Origin of the sequence: Curtobacterium sp. S6 (genome assembly GCF_000710345.2) — a bacterium.
GTDB lineage: Bacteria > Actinomycetota > Actinomycetes > Actinomycetales > Micrococcaceae > Rothia.
In genome coordinates this window covers 297,039-314,628 of sequence record NZ_KL537414.1, presented here as the reverse complement: position 1 = coordinate 314,628, position 17,590 = coordinate 297,039, and the positions used below count along the sequence as shown (strand labels likewise).

Here is a 17,590-nt window from a genome sequence, read left to right as displayed (position 1 = left end):
CATTCAGTCAAACCAAGTTACCTGTGAATTCATTCCCGCTGAGGGCGAAAGATGCCTGGGAATACCCTGGGCAAACGGTAAACAGCCTCGTCAGCCTTCGGCGCACATGGCATCGAGCAAGACCCTGAGCGCGGCGACAACGCTGCGTTCGCGGATCTCTGCACGGTCCCCGGTCAGCCGAAGCTCCTTGGTCCGGAATCCCCCGGGTCCGGCGCACCCGACGTAGACGAGACCCACCGGTTTACCGTCGTGAGGCTCCGGTCCGGCCACCCCGGTCGTCGAGACCGCCCAGTCCGTCCCGCAGGCCCGGCGTGCACCGGCGGCCATGGCTCGCGCAACCTCGGGATCCACGGAGCCCCGTTCGGACAGCAACTCGGCGCGAACGCCCAAGACCTCCGCCTTGACGGAGTTGGCATAGGAGACGACGCCCCCGAGGAAAGCCGAGGACGCCCCCGGCACCTCGCATATCGCCGACGCGACCAAGCCGGCCGTCAAGGATTCGGCGGTCGCGATGGTCTGACCCGACACGGTCGCCGAAGCGACGATCCGTGCGGCAAGGGAGGCCACCGATTCGTTCGCGGGTACGGCCGAAGGACTCATCGTCGTCCGTCCCCGTCATTCTTCGCAAGGTAATCACGCCGCAGCTGAATCGCCTTGACCACGTAGTCGATGCCGGTCACGACAGTGACGACGAGGACCGCGGCCATGACGATGAAGCCCGGCAGCACCGCCCACCAGCCCAATACGCCGATCGGGAGGATGAAGAGGATCAGGGCAATGGTCTGCAGAACGGTCTTCAGCTTTCCGCCCTTGGACGCCGCCATCACGCCGTAGCGGATCACGAAGAACCGCATGATGGTGATGCCCCACTCGCGCACCAAGATGACGATGGTGACCCACCACCACAACTCGCCCAGCATGGACAAGACGACGAACGCGGCACCGGTCAGCAGCTTATCCGCGATCGGATCGGCGATCTTGCCGTAGTCCGTGATGAGGTTCCTGGACCGAGCGATATCCCCGTCGAGCTTGTCGGTGTACATCGCCGCGCCAAAGACGACGACGGCCGCCCAACGCATGGGCATCGATACCTCGCCGAGGTGCCCACCGGCCAGCAGGAACCAGACGAAGAACGGCACCATGATGATGCGCAGGGTCGTCAGGGCGTTCGGCAGATTGACGTTGGACGGCTTGGCGGCCTGCTCCGGTGCGCCTGGATTACTCATGACCCATCTCTTTCATCGCTGGTCCCCCGGGGAGGGGATGTGGCCTCGGCTCACCGACCGGTGAGTTGCCAGGCGTCTTCGCCGCTCGGCTCGTCCGCCTGATCGTGGTACTCGGTCGCGACGTCCTTCAAGGATTCTTCCACGGGATCCGACCCCGCGGATCCGCCGCTCGGTTCCGGCGGCTCTTCGCCTCGGAGCCGGGCCAACGCGTTCGGCAGGTCGTCGGGAGCAACCAAGACATCGCGCGCCTTGGAACCCTCCGACGGGCCCACGATCTCCCGCGATTCGAGCAGGTCCATCAGGCGTCCGGCCTTGGCGAAGCCGACGCGCAACTTGCGCTGAAGCATCGAGGTGGAACCAAACTGCGAATTGATGATCAGCTCGGCGGCCTGCAACAGGACGTCGAGGTCGTCTCCGATGTCTTCGTCGATCTGTTTCTTGGGCTGATCCTGAATCACGTCCGCGCGGTAGCTGACCGGCATCTGCGTCTTGACGTGCTCGACGATGTCGTGGATTTCGGATTCGGTGACCCACGCACCTTGCACACGCATCGGCTTCGAGGCGCCCATCGGCAGGAACAGCGCATCGCCCTGGCCGATGAGCTTCTCGGCGCCGGCCTGGTCAAGCACGACCCGGGAGTCCGTGACGGACGAGGTAGCGAAGGCCATGCGGGAGGGAACATTCGCCTTGATCAGGCCGGTGACGACGTCCACGGAAGGCCGCTGCGTCGCGAGAACCAGGTGGATGCCGGCGGCACGGGCGAGCTGCGTGATGCGGACGATCGCGTCCTCGACGTCGCGCGGCGCGACCATCATGAGGTCGGCAAGCTCATCCACGATGACCAACAGGTACGGATACGGCCTGATCTTCCGCTGCGACCCGGGTTCCGGCTGGACCTTTCCCTCGCGCACGGCTTTGTTGAAGTCGTCGATGTGCTTGAACCCGAAATGCGAGAGGTCGTCGTAGCGGGCGTCCATCTCGCGGACGACCCACTGGAGGGCCTCGGCGGCCTTCTTCGGGTTCGTGATGATCGGGGTGATCAGGTGCGGCACGCCCTCATACGCTGTCAGCTCGACGCGTTTGGGGTCGACCATGACCAGGCGGACCTCGTCGGGCGTGGCCCTCATCAGGATCGAGGTGATCATGGAGTTGACGAAGGAGGACTTACCGGCGCCCGTGGCACCCGCGACGAGCATGTGGGGCATCTTCGCGAGGTTGGCCACGACGTATCCACCCTCGACGTCCTTGCCGACGCCCATGACCATGGGGTGCGGCGAAGCGTGTGCCTTCTGGGACCGCAGGACGTCACCGAGCGCGACGGTTTCGCGATCCGTATTGGGGATCTCGATGCCGATGGCGGACTTGCCGGGAATCGGCGAGAGGATTCGCACGTCGGCACTGGCCACCGCGTAAGAAATGTTTTTGGACAGCGCCGTGACGCGTTCGACCTTGGTGCCCGAGCCGAGCTCGATCTCGTAGCGGGTCACGGTCGGGCCGCGCGAAAATCCGGTGACCTCCGCATCGACCTTGAACTGTTCCAAGACATTGGTCAGGGCGCGGACGACGGAATCGTTGACCTCCGAGCGCTCCTTGGCGGGCGGCCCCTGGATCAGCATCTTCTGCATCGGGAGGGCGTAATTGGTCGTGGACAGCGCGGCCTCGCGGGCGGCGCCGGTCTGCGGTTGAGCGTGCGGCAGGTTCTCGTCCGTGGGCTCGATGGCGGAGACCCCGTGCGTCTTGGCCTCTTCCGGGTCGGCCTTCTCCACGATCGGAGAGACTCCCTCGGACGGTGCGTGCAGCTTCCCACTGGCGCCCGAATCGGGCGTCGACAGATTTTTCGTCTCGGCCGGCCGGCCCTTGCGGGGCGTGTCCTCTGAGGTCGGCAGGACCTCCGTCGCGTCGGCCGTCGGGGAATCCAACAAGCGAGTCTGGTCCATCTGCTCTTCGGACGGGGCAGGCTCCTGGACGGGCTCTCCCCTGACGGCACGGGCACGATTGAATTTTCCGAGGTCAAACAGCTCGGACTTCTTGCGTTGTGCCTTGCGCGACGGCGCCTTGCCCGACGAATGATCGAAGAGTTCCGTGGTGGCCCCGTCGATCCGGCCGCCGTGGGGATCGGGGCGGCTGCCATCTTCGTCGACGACGGCACGGGCGAAGGCCTCGTCTCCGTCGTAAAGATCCAGCTGGTCATCCTCCGGCGCGCCCTTCCGGCGCCGACCGAACAGGGATTTCTTGGCCTTGGGCTGTGGCTCGGGATGATGGCGTTCGTCGAGATAGCTACGGTCGTGATCCGCGGCCGTGACGTCGGTCTGCGATGATGCGGGCTTCTCCCCCATCAGGCGGCCGAAGGCCCCCTTGATCTTGGGACCGATCTGGCGAATCGGGGTCGCGGTCACGATGAGGATCGAGATCAGCAGAAGGAGGATGTGCACGACCACCACGCCGGGCACCGTGATGAGCTTGCCGGCCGTGGCCCCCGCCAGGAGACCCACGATCCCGCCGCCACGTCGAACGCCGTCGAGCCCACCATCGATACTGGGCGAACCGGCCGCGATGTCGAAGAGCGCCGAGCCGCAGATGACCATGAGCAACAGGCCCACGGCGATACGGTTGTTTGCGCCCATCTCGGTGGGATGCCGGAAGGCGCGGATCGCGAACCCGCCCAGCAATACCGGTGCGACGAGAGCCATGTGCCCAAAGGTTCCGGCGACCACGGCGTGCCAGGCCGTTGCCGGCCACGACACCGCCTGAACGCCTACCGAGGCCAGCGACCACCATTCGACCGCGGCCGTGATGAGCGCGAGGAGCAACATCAGCAGCGCGCCGCCGTCGCGACGCTCTTCAGGGTCCAGTGAGGTCCGGAGGGTTCCGATGCGGCGCGTGGCACCGCCGACCACATGGGCGCAACCGACCCACGCACCGACGATGGCCCGGATGATCCAATTGGGCTGGTCGGGTGCGTTGGTGCTCGCACGCGAGGATCGATTGGCGGCCTTGGTGGTGCCGCCCGACGAACGTCGCGACTGCGAGGCGCCCTTTTTCGGGGTGGGGGAAGTTCGAGTCGCCATATGTTCCAGGGTAAACGATGAGGGCGGAACCCACACTCACGTGCGGTCAAAACCGCACGCCGAGGTGGATACCGCCCCCAGAACCCCAGCGCCGACTGCGCCTGGGGATGAACCGTTTTTTACTTGTTCTTGCCGGCCTCCACGACGACCGGGATGATCATCGGCTTGCGGCGCAGCTTACGACCGATCCACTGGCCGATGGTCCGACGCACGATCTGCTGCATCTGGTGATTGCTGACCCGCTTGGAGTTCTTCTCCTGCAGGGCCTCTTCCAGGGCCTCGGTGATCTTGGGGATCATCGGCTTGAAGACGGAGTCGTCCTCCGCCACGCCGCGGGCGTGGACATCCGGTCCCGCCACGACGCGCTTGGTCGCGCGATCGACGACGATCACGATCGAGACGAAGCCTTCTTCGCCGAGGGTCCGGCGATCCTTGAGGTCCTGGTCGGTGATTTCGCCCACGGACTTACCGTCGACGTACACGTAACCGCAGTCCACGGCTCCGACGATCTTGGCCTGGCCGTTCTTCATGTCCACGACCACACCCGACTCGCCGAGGAGCACGTTCTCCTCCGGCACGCCGGTCTCCATCGCCAGCTTGCCGTTGGCGATCAGGTGTCGAACCTCACCGTGCACCGGCATGACGTATCCGGGCTCGAGGATGTTGTAGCAGTAGAGCAACTCCCCCGCGGCGGCGTGGCCCGAGACGTGCACCTTGGCATTGCCCTTGTGGATCACGTTGGCGCCGAGCTTCAGCAAACCGTTGATGATGCGGAACACGCTGTTTTCGTTGCCCGGGATCAACGAGGAGGCGAGCACGATCGTGTCGTCTTCCTGGATCTGCACCCGGTGATCGCCGCTGGCCATACGGGACAGGGCAGCCATCGGCTCGCCCTGAGAGCCCGTGCACATGAGCACGACCTCGTCGTCCCGGTAGTCGTCGAGGTGCTTCATGTCGATGAGCACGTTCTCCGGGACCTGGAGGTAACCGAGCTTCTCCGCGATGGACATGTTGCGCACCATGGAGCGCCCGATGAGAGCGACCTTGCGGCCACGTTCCACGGCGGCGTCAATGACCTGCTGCACGCGGTGAACGTGCGAGGAGAAGGAAGCCACGATGATCCGCTTGGGTGCGTCACGGAAAACGTCCGAGAGCACCGGCCCGATGTTTTTCTCGGTGGGTGTGAATCCCGGGACCTCCGCGTTGGTGGAGTCCGGGAGGAACAGGTCCACGCCTTCCTCCCCGACGCGCGAGAAGTGCCGCAGATCCGTAATGCGTCCGTCGAGCGGCAACTGATCCATTTTGAAGTCGCCCGTATGCAACACGTTGCCGGCGGGCGTGCGAATGAAGACCGCGAGGGCATCCGGAATCGAGTGATTCACGGCAATGAACTCGCACTCGAACGGGGCGAGATCCTCGACGTCGCCTTCCGCGACAGCCATCGAGGTCGAGCGGATCCGGTGCTCCTGGAGTTTTGCCTCCACGAGGGCGAGGGTCAGCTGCGAACCGATGAGGGGAATATCCGGCCGGCGCTTGAGGAGATACGGAACGGCGCCGATGTGGTCCTCGTGGCCGTGGGTCAGCACGATCGCGAGGACGTCGTCGAGACGGTTTAAGATGTGGTTGAGGTCCGGCAGGATCAGGTCCACGCCGGGCTGGGTTTCCTCCGGGAAGAGCACACCGCAGTCGACGATCAAGAGCTTGCCGTTGATCTCGTAGACCGTCATATTGCGGCCGACTTCTCCCAGACCGCCGAGCGGCACGACACGCAGGGTGTCTTTCTGGAGCCTCGGAGGCTTGGGCAAATCTGTAGGAATCTGGGTCACGTGACCCCTTTCTGATGGTTACGGTCGCGCGGTGACGCGACGACCGTGTTTATCTAATGCTTGAGGCTGCCACGGTGCCCTCAAGGTCGGATCGCATCTGAGCGGTCTCTGCCTCGGTGGGGACAACGTGGGGCAGACGCACCCGTCGGGATGCCAACCGGCCCTGCCATTGAAGAATTGTCTTTGCCGCCACGGCGCCCGGAACGCGGGTCATGGTCGCGGTGACGACGGGATGAATCGCGCGATGAATCTCCCGCGCGGTGTCGAGATCGCCGGCAACGACGGCGTCGACGAGGTTCCGGAACTGCTCCGGCACGACGTGGGTCGTGACGCCGATCAGGCCCTGGGCGCCGATCGACATCCACGGCAAGGTCAGGCCGTCGTCACCCGAGTAAAACTGCAGGTCGGTCCGGGCCATGACCTCGGTCGCCGCGGCGAAATCCGCCTTGGCGTCCTTGACCGCCACGATGTTGGGATGCTCGGCCAGAGCAACCATCGTGTCCGGTGCGATCGCGATTCCGGCGCGACCCGGAATGTCGTAGAGCATGATGGGAGTCTTGACCGCGTCGGCCACCGTCCGGAAGTGGGCCAGCAGACCCGCCTGCGTCGGTTTATTGTAATACGGGGTCACGACCAGGAGTCCGTCAACGCCGACCGCCTCCGCGAGGGAGGCGACGTGCAAGGTGTGCGCGGTGTCGTTAGAACCGACTCCCGCGATGATCGAGGCTCGCTCACCCACCGCTTCCTTGACGATGCGGAAAACGTTCGCGTTCTCCTCGTCCGTCATGGTCGAGTACTCGCCCGTGGTCCCGCAGACGACCAGGCCGTCGTTGCCTCGGTCGACGAGCTCGACGGCCAGCTTGGCCGTCGCCTCCTCGTCGACGCTGCCATCCTCCGTGAAGGGTGTGACCATGGCGGTCAGCAAGCGACCGAACAAGGGCTGTGCAGTGGGGGTGTTCTCGCGCGAAGACTCAGACATATCCCCCAGGCTACAGCACAATCAGCCCTCTTCGCCCTGGTACAACGCACCCACGGAGCGTCCCCGGTTCAGTGCTACGGCGTCGCGCATCGATCGACGCGCCCGTTTGCGGTCCCCCGCGGCGTCGTACGCGCAGGAGAGCCTGAACCACGAGCGCCAATCCCCCGGATTCTCTTCAACCTCGCGTTGAAATTGAGGAAATTGCTCGTCCGCGGCCGCCCGGTCGATGCCTCCCGCGGCCGTGCGCGGCAGGTTGTCCTCCGGCAGGCCGCCCTCTTTGGCCAGAATTGTTGCCAATTGTTGCACGCGAATTCCGAAGAGAACCTCCCGGATCAGGGCCCAGGCCCCGATGAGCGGCAGGACGATGAGGGCCGCACCTAACAGGATGCCCGCGACGTTACCGGCCGCGACGAGCAGAATCCCCCGCTGAAGGGTCAGCACCAGGTACAGGGCCAGCAGGGCCACGGTGACCGCGGCAAAAGTCTTGCCCTTGTGCGTGGAATCCACGAACACGAACGCTGCGCTAAAGACCAGGATCACGAGGATGAACAGCCGCGTCCCGCTCGGAAGGGGCAACAACCAGACGCTGATCGCGGCCAAGACCGCGACGACCGCGGTAAATATTTTGAGTCCGCGCACCACTCAGTCCAGGTTCAGGTAGCCGTCGAGGCCGTGGGTCAGGCCGGGACGCTCGCCCACGGTGCGGACGCCCAAGAGGACACCGGGCATGAACGAAATCCGGTCAAATGAATCGTGCCGAATGGTGAGCTGCTGCCCGACGTCGCCCAGAACGATTTCCTCGTGGGCCACGAGCCCGCGCAGCCGGACGGCGTGGACGTGAACATCGTCGATCACGGCCCCGCGAGCGCCCTCGGGATCGCTCTGGGTCGCATCCGGGCTGGGACCCACCCCGGCCTCGCGGCGTGCCTGCGAGATCCCGCGGGCGGTGTGCTTGGCCGTGCCCGACGGCGCGTCGAGTTTATTCGGGTGATGAAGCTCGATGACCTCGACCGATTCGAAGTACTTGCTCGCGGTCGCGGCGAATTTTCCGGCCAGCACGGCACCGATCGCGAAGTTCGGGGCGATGAGCACGCCGGTCTCCGGGTGCTTCTGAAGCAATGCCGTGAGCCGGTCCAGCTTGTCCTCGTCCCACCCGGTCGTGCCGACCACGGCGTGCATGCCGTGCTCGACGGCGTAGTGGACGTGCGCCTCGGTGACATCCGGAACGGTCAGGTCGACGACGACCTCCGCCCCCGAATCCGCGAGGGTCTCGATCGAATCCTTCGATCCGAGCGCGGCCACCAATTCCATGTCTTCTGCTGTTCTCACCGCGTCGACAGCCTGCGAACCCATGCGGCCCGCGGCGCCGAGGACGGCCACCTTGATCACGTCAGTCATGCGCCCCACTCTATCGCCGTCGCGAGGGACCCCGCGACGACTAGGGGCTGAATGAGTGGAGGGATAGGCCTCACCACCGGCGGAGGGCCCCCCGATGTTTCGCGCGGTGGATATCATGAAGTCCATGCGCCTTCCCCGCCGGAAGACCATGAACCACACGCATCGCTTCCCCAGGACCCCCAAGGCCACATGTCTTCCCCCACTCCCTTCGCCTCGTCCGTGCCGCCCGAGGCCGCCGAGAGGAAATTCATCCTCCGCGGACTCGACGGCCTGCGCGCGGTGGCCGTCGTCGCCGTCATCGTCTATCACCTCTGGCCCCGGGCCCTTCCCGGAGGTCTGATCGGCGTCGACCTGTTCTTCGTCATCTCCGGATATCTGATCACCGCCCTGCTGCTCAAGGAGGCGGCCTTTACGGAACGCATGAGGCTGCCGCAGTTCTGGATGCGACGCCTCCGCCGCCTCGTTCCGGCCATGGTGCTGTGCGTCGTCGTGTGCACGAGCCTCGCGCTGCTCATCGGTGGCGACGTCCTCGTAGAAATGCCGCGGCAGGTACTGGGGGCCGTGACCTATACGTCCAACTGGACCAACATCGCCGCGGGCAACGACTATTTCGCCCAAACCAGCCCGGAGCTCTACACCAATTTCTGGTCCCTCGCCCTCGAGGAGCAGTTCTACCTGGCCTGGCCCGTCATCCTCGTGGTCTCGTGCATGTTCCTGACCACCTGGCTCCGGCGGCGTCTGGTGCCCGCCCTTCTGGGGGTCGGCTCCGTCGCGGCGATGATCGTGTGGAACGTGATCGACAACGACACGACCCGCGGATATTACGGCCTCGACACCCACGCCTTCGGCCTGATGATCGGCGCCGTGTTGGCCCTGTCCATTCCCTGGAGCATGTACCCGCCCCGCCCGGGGGTGCGCGTGTGGAAGGTCGAGGAGCATTACTCCCCCGGCCGCAATGTCCTGCGCATCCTCATCGGCTGGGCGAGCCTGGTCCTTCTCCCCGTGCTGGCCTCCGTGCTCTCGGAAGAGAACCCCAAGGTTCTGGCGCCGTGGGGCCTCCTGGCCGCCTCGATCCTTGGGGCGGGCGCGATCCAGTGCCTCCTGCCCGATGTTCGCGGCACGGGGGCCGAAGGGCTCCGCGCGCTCCTGTCGTGGAGGCCCCTGACCTGGATCGGGGCGCGGTCCTACGGCATCTACCTGTGGCACTGGCCGCTCATGGCGCTGGCCCACTACTCGATGCCCGGTTTCCCCGAGCAGCTCCGAAACGGCCTGGTGCTGTTCCTGACCGTCATCATCGCCGCGCTGTCCTACCGTTGGCTCGAGCAGCCGGTTCGTCGCCTCGGATTCCTCGGCGCGACCGCCGCGCTGGCGCGAGCCCTCGCCCGGCCTGGCCGAGCCCGATGGGTGGCCGTCGGCTTCTCGACCGTGGGAATCCTGTCCGTCGCCGGGACGGTCGTCGCGTGCGTCCATGCCCCGCAGATGACCCAGGCCGAGTCCGTGGTCGCCGAGGGGAAGGCCGCGCTCAGCTCCGGGCCGTCGCCCACGCCGTCGCCGTCCGCTTCACCTTCCGAAACCGCGCCCGAGCCGTACCACCCGAAGCCCGGAGGGCAAGACGTCACGATGATCGGCGACTCGGTGACCCTCGCGGCCGCGACGTCGCTCCAAGACCAGATGCCCGGGATCGATATCGACGCGGCGGTGAGCCGCAACGTCGGCGCGGGTATCGACCTCGCCCGCGAGCGGCTCGACCGGGGAACCCTCGGGCGGATCGTCGTGATCTCGCTGTCCACGAACGCCGAGATGACCCAGGGCGACATCGATCAGCTCTCTCACATCGCCGAGTCGGGCCAGGTCCGGGAGGTGGTCCTCGTCACGGGGCAGGCCCCGGCGAACCTGGGGTGGGTCGATCAATCCAATCGCGCCATCCGCGAGGCCGCCGCCAAGAACGACAAGCTCGTGGTCGCGGACTGGGCCAAGGCCTCGGACGGCCGGCCGGAACTCTTGGTCTCCGACGGGGTCCATCCCGAACCGGCCGGCCAGGACCTATACGCGAGCACGGTGGCCGACGCCGTGCAACGGGCCAAGGACACCTTGGCGAGGCTTACCCCGGACGCCCCGGCGGTTCAGGCAAGCCCCACGCCGTCCCCCGGGGCCCCCGCGCAGGGCTGACCGCAGGTGTGCCGTGACCGGCGCAGACAATCCCTGCTAATTTCGGGGCATGGCGAACTACCCCCTGACCACGCCCGAAATAGCCTTTGTGCTCGCGGATTCGCGGGGCGCCGCCCTCGCCCACCGAGGGGCTCGGTCGCGGTTCTACGCGGCGTCGACCATCAAACTCGCCGTGCTTCTGGCCGTGGGGTACGCGGTCCACGAGGGCGAGATGGCCCTCGATCGCGAGTTCCCGGCCACGCGCACCTTCCGCGGATCCGACGGGGCCGAATTCACGCTGACCGGCGACCATCTGGACGCCGAGTTCCCGCCCCCGGGCGCACGAGTGGCCCTGACCGACCTGCTGCTCGGGATGATCTCCCGATCCTCCAACGAGGCGACGAACATCATGATGCGCGCCGTCGGCCTGGACGCCATCGCCGAGATCGTGGCCGATGCCAGCCTGGTCGACACCCGGGTCGAACGGTTGATCGGTGACGAGTCCGCCTCGGCCCGGGGCCTGACCAACGAGACGAGCCCCGCGGACCTGGTGAGCCTCCTGCGAGCGACGACGAGCGGCCGCGTCGGGGACCGCGCACCCTTGCCTCCGGAAATGGTCGGATTCTTCCGCTCCATCTTGGAGCAACAACGCATGGCACCGATCGGCGAGGCCCTGCCCGGTGGTCGGCGCTGGGGGTCGAAATCGGGCGAGGTCCCCGGGTACCGGCACGACGTCGCGTACATCGGCGACCCCGAATCCCCCGATTGCCGTTTTCTCGCGGTGTGCACGAGGGGCTACCAGCAGGACGCCGCGGACGAGGCCATCCACTCCTTGGTCACGGCCCTCGGCCTCACCCGGGGAGGGTCCCGGAGGCCGGAGGATCGCCGTTGAGCGCCTCCGCGACGAGTCGCCGGTTGTCCCCGGCGAACATCGCGGCGTGGTCCCCCGGCACGACCCGAAGGTCGACGGCCCCCACGAAGGCTCCCCACGAGCCAGGGTCCGCGCCGTCCTCGAGGCTCGCCCTCGCCGCATAGAGGATCACGGACGTGTCCGTCGGGGTCGTATCGCGCCCCCGCGTGTACGCGATCGCCCGACGCACGGAGCCGATGCAGGTTCGCAGGGCCTCATCGTCCAAGGCCGCCAAGGCCGAGCCGTGTTCCCTGAGGGCCTCGACGGTTTCCTCGAGGTTGGTCGGCGGGATGACAGGGTCCACTCCGCCCATGCGCATCAGCCCGATCCAGAGGTCCGCATCGCCGGGTTCGGCACGTGTTCGCCAATAGGCCGGCGGGTAGGCGTCCAAGAGCACGACGCGCTCGAGCGGGATGCCTCGGCCGGCGGCCCTCGAGGCGACCTCCGCGGCGGCTATTCCACCCACGGACCAGCCCGCGAGAACGCACCCCGAGGGAGCGATCGAGGCCAGAGAGTCGAGGTACTCCTCCGCGAGCGCCCCGATATCGGTCGGCCACCTCGCCTCGGGCTCGGAGAACCTCCGGTCCTGAAGGGCCCAGATCGTTCTACGGGGCTCAAGCTCACGCAACAACGCGGCGTAACACCAGCCCAACCCGCCCGCCGGCGGCAGAAAGACGATGGGCCGCGCCGTCGGGTCCGTGCCGCGGCGCAAGAGCAGGCGGCTGTCGAACCCGTCGGAGGCCGCACCCCCGAGGGCGCCGGTCAGTGCCCGCGGGGTGGGGTGCGCGAAGACCTGCGCGAGGGAACATTCCTCGCCCAGGTGCTCTTCGATGCGAGCGCACAGCTCGAGCGCCGAGAGGGACGCGCCTCCGGCCGAGAAAAAATCCGTGTCCCGCCCGACGGACCGCAGCCCGAGCACCTCCGCAAACAGCGCGCACATCCGCTCTTCCAGGAGGCTTTCCGGGCCTCCGCCGGACTCCGACGGCGCCACCGGCCTCGACGCGAGCGCCCTCCGATCGGTCTTCCCGTTGGTCGTGACGGGCATGTCCTCGACGGCGTCCCAGAGGCTCGGAATCATGTAGGTCGGCAGCCTCGCCTCGGCGTGACGCCGGGCGCCGTCAAGGAGAACCTCCGGGTCTCGACCGTCTCCCTGCAGATAAGCCACGAGAATCTGCTGCCCGCCGGAGCCGTGAACCAGGACCGCCGCGGCCCCAACCCCGGGGGCGTCGGCCAGGACGGACTCGACCTCTCCGAGTTCCAGCCTTTGGCCCCGGATCTTGACCTGGTGATCGAGGCGGCCGCGATACTCGAGCACTCCGTCTTGTCTCCAGACGGCGAGGTCCCCGGTGCAGTAGACCTTCGTGGCGGTCTCCCCCGTTCCGTATCGGAGCATCTCGAAGGCCGCGGCGTCGGCGTCCGGCCGGTTGAGGTATCCCTCCATGATCTGGGTCCCGGACAGGCACAGCTCCCCGGGGATCCCGGGTGGGCAGAGATGGCCCGCGCGGTCCACGACGTGGCAGCGGGTGTTCCATGCCGGCCGCCCGATCGGCACGACCGCGGCCTCGGGGTCGGCGGACGTATCCCACGAGGTCACGTCGATCGTGGCCTCGGTGGGTCCGTAGAGGTTCAGCGGAAACGTGCCGAGGAGCTCCCGTGCGCCCCGCACGTGATCCCGGGTCAGGGCCTCGCCGCTGCACACCACGTACGTGGGGCGGTGGGTGTGGGCGGACAGGATACGGCGCGCCGCCGGCGAGGCGAGGAAGGCCGACAGCATGGTCGGGACGAAGTGGAGGCATGTTGCCCCGGCCTGGGTCATGAGCCGTGCCAGGTACTCCGGGTCTTTATGCCCCTCGGGGGCCGCGATCACGACCGCCGCGCCTTCTTGGAGCGGCCAGTAAAGCTCCCACACGTGCACGTCGAAAGAGATCGCGGTCTTGTGAACGACCCGATCCGACGGGCCCAGGGGCATCAGGTGCTGCTGCCACCGCAAGCGATGGTCCAATGCCTCGTGAGTGATCGGCACCGCCTTGGGACGACCCGTCGAGCCAGAGGTGAACTGAATATACGCGCGATCCCTCGGCTCGACCGTGTGCCCGGCGGGGGCCGATCGGTGCCCCGCGGCGAGCGCCGAGGCGCCCTCGAATCCCCGCAAGAGCTGCTCCCCGGCCAGTCGCACGAGGCTGTTCGCCGTGCCCGCGGGAAACCTCAGCCGAGGCAGGCCCGGCCCCTCGATCAGGAAGGCGCCGTCGGCGTCCTCGAGCATGTCCGCGACGCGGCGGGCGGGCAGGGAGGGATCGATCGGCAGGTACACCGCGCCCGCGTACATCAGGCCGTAGAGAAGCCCGAACTGCTCTAGGCCTCGATCGGTTCTCAGGGCGACCGTTTGCCCGGGACGAACGCCCGCCGCTTCCAGGTTCGCGGCCACCGCCCGGGCCGTCTCGCGCAGCTCCGCGTAGGTGATCCGGCGACCGCCGAAGCCCGAACCCGCCGCGTAGGCCGGGCCTTCGATCACCGCGGTCCGGTGCGGGGTCCGTTGGCTCTGCTCCTCGAATCGGGAGAACAGGGTGCGTGGCCGATGGTGCCGTCGGGTCCGGTTGAAAGCTCGGAGCGTTTCGAGCTCTTCCGGCAACGCCTGATCGAGTCTCGTGGTGTCCCCGTCCCCGGCGGCCACCCGGGCCCACTGGCCGAGCCAACGACGCAGTCGGCACGCATGACGCGAGACGTCGTCTCGCGTGTAGAGCGCCGGATTTCCGGTGACCTCCAGGCTCAGGTGGTGGCCCTTGCCGGGCAGGCCCCTGACGCAGACGGTCAGGTCCGGGACGGGTCCGGCCGTGACGTTGTGGATGGGCGCCGCGATCTGCCCGAAGTGCACGACCGCGTCGAAAGGAATCACGTTAATCTGGGCCCCGAACAGCCGGCCGTGGGCCGTCGAGCACCAGCGCTCCAGATCTTCGTGGCGGGCCAGCCCGTGCCTCCTGCTGAAGGCCAGCTGCCGCCTGACCTCCGCGAGTTGCTCGGCCGCCGGGCCGGCCGCCGCGACCCGCACGGGCAAGACGGTGACGGCCGTGCAGGCAGCCCTCGCCGTGACGCGCTGGCCTCCGGGAAGAGCCCGATTCATCTGGGGAACCCCGAACCTCGCCGATTGCCTGCCGAGGGCTCGGGCGAGATACGAGCCCGCCGCGGCGATCACGACGGTCGGCCACCGGTCACCGCTTGACCTCCCGGCCTCGGCCAAGAGCCTCTGAAGGTCGGCGTCGATCACCAGGTCGGTCCGGTGGGCGGCGGGCGAGGGCGGGGCCGATCGTTGGGCCAGGGAGTAGTCTTCCTCCGTTCCCTCGGCGGTGAGCCGGTCCGTCCAGGCGGCCACATCGGCGGCAGCTTGAGGGGCGTCCCTCCGATCCTGTTCCGCGAGCTCGTCCAGACCCGGCCGGATCTCGGGGACGATCCGGAGGCCCGAGGCCAGGCGCCCGTAGAGTTGGCCCACCCTCCGGAGGAATTCAAAGACCGCGAATCCGTCCGCGACCAGGTGATGCACGCAGTGGTAGAGCCAGAGGCGTCCGCCGCAGTCGAGCAACGCCGAGGCGACCGTTCTGCCGGTTGCCGGATCCAGCGGACGGGCGGCGGCTTCAGAGCACCACCCGAGCACGGCCTTCCGTGCGGCCTCCGGGCTCGCCTCGATCCGGACCCGGGGCAGAATCTCGATACGGTCGAGGAACCTCGAAGGCTCCACGGACCGCCAGGAAAATCCGGCTCCGCCCCGGGCAACCTCGGCCCTCAACGTGGGATGCTCCGTGTACGCGAGGCGCAGGGCATCCCGCAGAGCCTCGACGTCGACGTGTCCGTCCAGCTCGACGCACTCGGCGGTGTTGAAGCACGGGTTGTCCGGATCGAGGTGATGAGCCAGGGCTATTTCCCGGGCCGCGGCGGTCAGCGGGCACCAGGCGGAGAATTCGTGGTGCGAGGCCGTCATGCGCGTTCGGAAGCCTCGCGCAGAAAATTCAGGGTCGGCGTCGAGATCAGTTCGGTGAATTCCACCGTGACCCCGTGCTCCTGAAGGTCGTCGATCAGGGCGAAGGACGACAGGGAATCCAGGCCGAGCTCGACGAGGTCGGCGTCCGGATCGGCGAAGGCGGCCTCCAGCGCGCCGTCTTCCCCCAGGTGAGGGGCGAGGATGTTTTTGAGAGTCGTGTCGTCAATCATGAGTTCTCCTTGGATTATTCTCGAAATCTTCCGGGCATCAGGCGCGGGCCGCCGTCATCTCCCGGGCAAGTGCGGCGCGCAGGTGACGTCGAGAGATCTTTCCGACACTCGTGGTCGGCAGGCTGTCTCGGACCTCGACCCGCTCGGGAATCTTGAATTCCGAGACCCCGCGCCGTCGGAAGAATTCGCGGAAATGCGCCCGGGGATCCGGCCCGAACGAGTGGCCGGAGTGGGGAAGAACGACGAGACCGACCCTCTCCCCCACGGCGTCATCCGGGATGCCGACCACCACGGCGTCGGCGACGCCCTCGGCCGTGAGCGCCAGGTTCTCGATCTCGTCCACCGCGATTTTCTCGCCCGCCCGGTTGATCTGGTCCTTCGCCCGGCCCGTGACCTCGAGGTGGCCGGAGGGGTGCCTCCGGACGATATCGCCCGTCCGGTAGAAACCGTCGTCGGTGAAATCGAGGCGGTTGGCGTGCTCCTCCAGGTAATATCCCCGGATCGTATAGGGACCGCGGGTCACCAGGTGCCCCGCGACCCCGTCGGGCACCGGCGTGTCCTGGTCGTCCAGGATCATGATTTCGTCGTCGGGGCTGATCGGACGGCCCTGGGTATGGATCACGAGATCCTCGGCGTCGTCGTCCCGCGTGTAGTTGACCAGCCCCTCGGCCATCCCGAAAACCTGCTGGAGCCGTGCCCCGAGCACCCGGTTCACCCTGGCGGCGATGCTGGGGGCGAGTTTTGCGCCACCCACCTGGATTTTCTCCAAGGTCCCGAGGTTCGGGCGACGGCGTTCGGCCGAGAGGATCCAGGCCTGGAGAAGCGGCGGGACGAGGGACGTCACGGTCACGCCCTCGGCCTCGATCAGCCGGAAGGAGGTCTGCGGGCTGGCATCCGCCGCGAGGACGAGCGTGGCCCCGGCATCGACCACTCCGAGGATTCCGGGCGAGCTCATCGTGAAGTTGTGGGCGGCCGGGAGCACGGCCAGCATCACGCTTCGCTCGTCCAGCCCGCAGATCCTGGTCGATTCGCGGACCGAATACAGGTAGTCGGCGTGCGTCCGAGGAATCAATTTCGACAACCCGGTGGTTCCCCCGGACAGTTGCAGGAAGGCGACGTTTTCGCTGAGGCGTTCGGCTCCCCTGTTGCGGAGCGGCGCCGGCAACGTGACCAGGGGCTTCACCGTGTCCGGGGCCACGACGACGCCGGGCAACGATGCCTCGATCCGGCCGCTCGCGTCGATCAACACGGGCGGTTCCAGGCCCTCCGCCGTCATCTCCGCGGCGTACCGCCGGTATGCCGCGAGGTAATCGCCGCCCTCGGCGCCCTGGCACACGACGTGCGCCGCGGCGTCGGTTCTCCGCGCGAAGTGGCCCAGGTCCCGGGCTCGATGCTTGGGCAGAGCGAAGACCGGGAGGGCACCGAGCAGAAAAGTGCCCACCATGTAGGCCATATATTCCACGGTATTCGGCAGCTGGAGCAGAACCCTGTGCCCCGCCCGGACGCCCTCCGCCTCGAGCATCGCGGCCGCGGACCTCGCCTCGGTCTCCAACCGGCCGTAGGTCCATCGGACGGTCCGGGCGTGCCCAGCGTCGATCTCGCGGGCGCTCAGGCCCACCACCGCCGTGCGGTCGGCATGTCGCCGAAGACGGTCCAGGAGGAATTCCTGAATCGTCTCGTCGATCCAGTAGCCCGCGCGGCGGTATTTTTCCGCCCATTCTTCGGGCATTCCAGGGAAATCGGCCAGGTCGCTCCGGTTGTGCCCTGAACTCGTGATCATCGGTGAGCTTCTTTCGTCGTAGCAAGCGTGGGGGCGCCCCGGGAGCGTCCCCTCA

12 protein-coding genes are annotated in these 17,590 nt (G+C 67.2%); 2 read left to right on the top strand and 10 right to left on the bottom strand.

Annotated features, from left to right (window positions below; translation table 11 throughout):
- Positions 1-90: 90 nt before the first annotated feature.
- The 7 genes from CURSPS6_RS10785 to dapB form a co-directional block, all read right to left on the bottom strand.
- The gene (locus CURSPS6_RS10785; protein ID WP_055725747.1) at positions 91-600 is read right to left on the bottom strand and encodes a CinA family protein; all 510 of its coding nucleotides are present in this window, start codon (positions 598-600) and stop codon (positions 91-93) included.
- Entirely contained in the window at positions 597-1,226 is a 630-nt protein-coding gene (locus CURSPS6_RS10780; RefSeq protein WP_030016087.1) for a CDP-alcohol phosphatidyltransferase family protein, read from the bottom strand. Before CURSPS6_RS10780 ends, CURSPS6_RS10785 begins: the two co-directional genes overlap by 4 nt.
- A 50-nt stretch (positions 1,227-1,276) precedes the next feature.
- On the bottom strand, positions 1,277-4,294 hold the full coding sequence (locus CURSPS6_RS10775; RefSeq protein WP_030016084.1) for a DNA translocase FtsK: 3,018 nt from the start codon (positions 4,292-4,294) through the stop codon (positions 1,277-1,279).
- 119 nt (positions 4,295-4,413) lie between these two features.
- The gene (locus tag CURSPS6_RS10770; RefSeq protein WP_030016082.1) at positions 4,414-6,120 is read right to left on the bottom strand and encodes a ribonuclease J; all 1,707 of its coding nucleotides are present in this window, start codon (positions 6,118-6,120) and stop codon (positions 4,414-4,416) included.
- A 49-nt stretch (positions 6,121-6,169) separates the two neighbouring features.
- On the bottom strand, positions 6,170-7,099 hold the full coding sequence (dapA, locus tag CURSPS6_RS10765) for a 4-hydroxy-tetrahydrodipicolinate synthase (RefSeq protein ID WP_030016079.1): 930 nt from the start codon (positions 7,097-7,099) through the stop codon (positions 6,170-6,172).
- Between the two features lie 21 nt (positions 7,100-7,120).
- The gene (locus CURSPS6_RS10760) at positions 7,121-7,741 is read right to left on the bottom strand and encodes a hypothetical protein (protein ID WP_051687932.1); all 621 of its coding nucleotides are present in this window, start codon (positions 7,739-7,741) and stop codon (positions 7,121-7,123) included.
- Positions 7,742-8,497, bottom strand: a complete 756-nt coding sequence (dapB, locus tag CURSPS6_RS10755) for a 4-hydroxy-tetrahydrodipicolinate reductase (RefSeq protein WP_030016075.1) — start codon at positions 8,495-8,497, stop codon at positions 7,742-7,744.
- Between the two features lie 189 nt (positions 8,498-8,686).
- Here dapB and CURSPS6_RS10750 point away from each other — a divergent pair, with 189 nt between their 5' ends.
- Positions 8,687-10,666 (top strand): acyltransferase family protein, encoded by a 1,980-nt coding sequence (locus CURSPS6_RS10750; protein ID WP_051687931.1) that lies wholly within the window; start codon positions 8,687-8,689, stop codon positions 10,664-10,666.
- A gap of 49 nt (positions 10,667-10,715) precedes the next feature.
- On the top strand, positions 10,716-11,537 hold the full coding sequence (locus tag CURSPS6_RS10745; RefSeq protein WP_051687930.1) for a serine hydrolase: 822 nt from the start codon (positions 10,716-10,718) through the stop codon (positions 11,535-11,537).
- Here the strand turns inward: CURSPS6_RS10745 and CURSPS6_RS10740 are convergent.
- Genes CURSPS6_RS10740 through CURSPS6_RS10730 form a run of 3 tightly spaced genes read right to left on the bottom strand, consistent with a single transcriptional unit; the run spans position 11,497 to position 17,535 of the window.
- Positions 11,497-15,525: a non-ribosomal peptide synthetase gene (locus CURSPS6_RS10740; protein ID WP_051687929.1), complete on the bottom strand. Its 4,029-nt coding sequence runs from the start codon at positions 15,523-15,525 to the stop codon at positions 11,497-11,499. The genes CURSPS6_RS10745 and CURSPS6_RS10740 overlap by 41 nt on opposite strands.
- Positions 15,522-15,755 (bottom strand): phosphopantetheine-binding protein, encoded by a 234-nt coding sequence (locus CURSPS6_RS10735; protein ID WP_030016070.1) that lies wholly within the window; start codon positions 15,753-15,755, stop codon positions 15,522-15,524. The genes CURSPS6_RS10740 and CURSPS6_RS10735 overlap by 4 nt, the downstream gene beginning before the upstream one ends.
- 37 nt (positions 15,756-15,792) lie before the next feature.
- Positions 15,793-17,535, bottom strand: a complete 1,743-nt coding sequence (locus tag CURSPS6_RS10730) for a (2,3-dihydroxybenzoyl)adenylate synthase (RefSeq protein WP_030016069.1) — start codon at positions 17,533-17,535, stop codon at positions 15,793-15,795.
- Positions 17,536-17,590 lie beyond the last annotated feature (55 nt).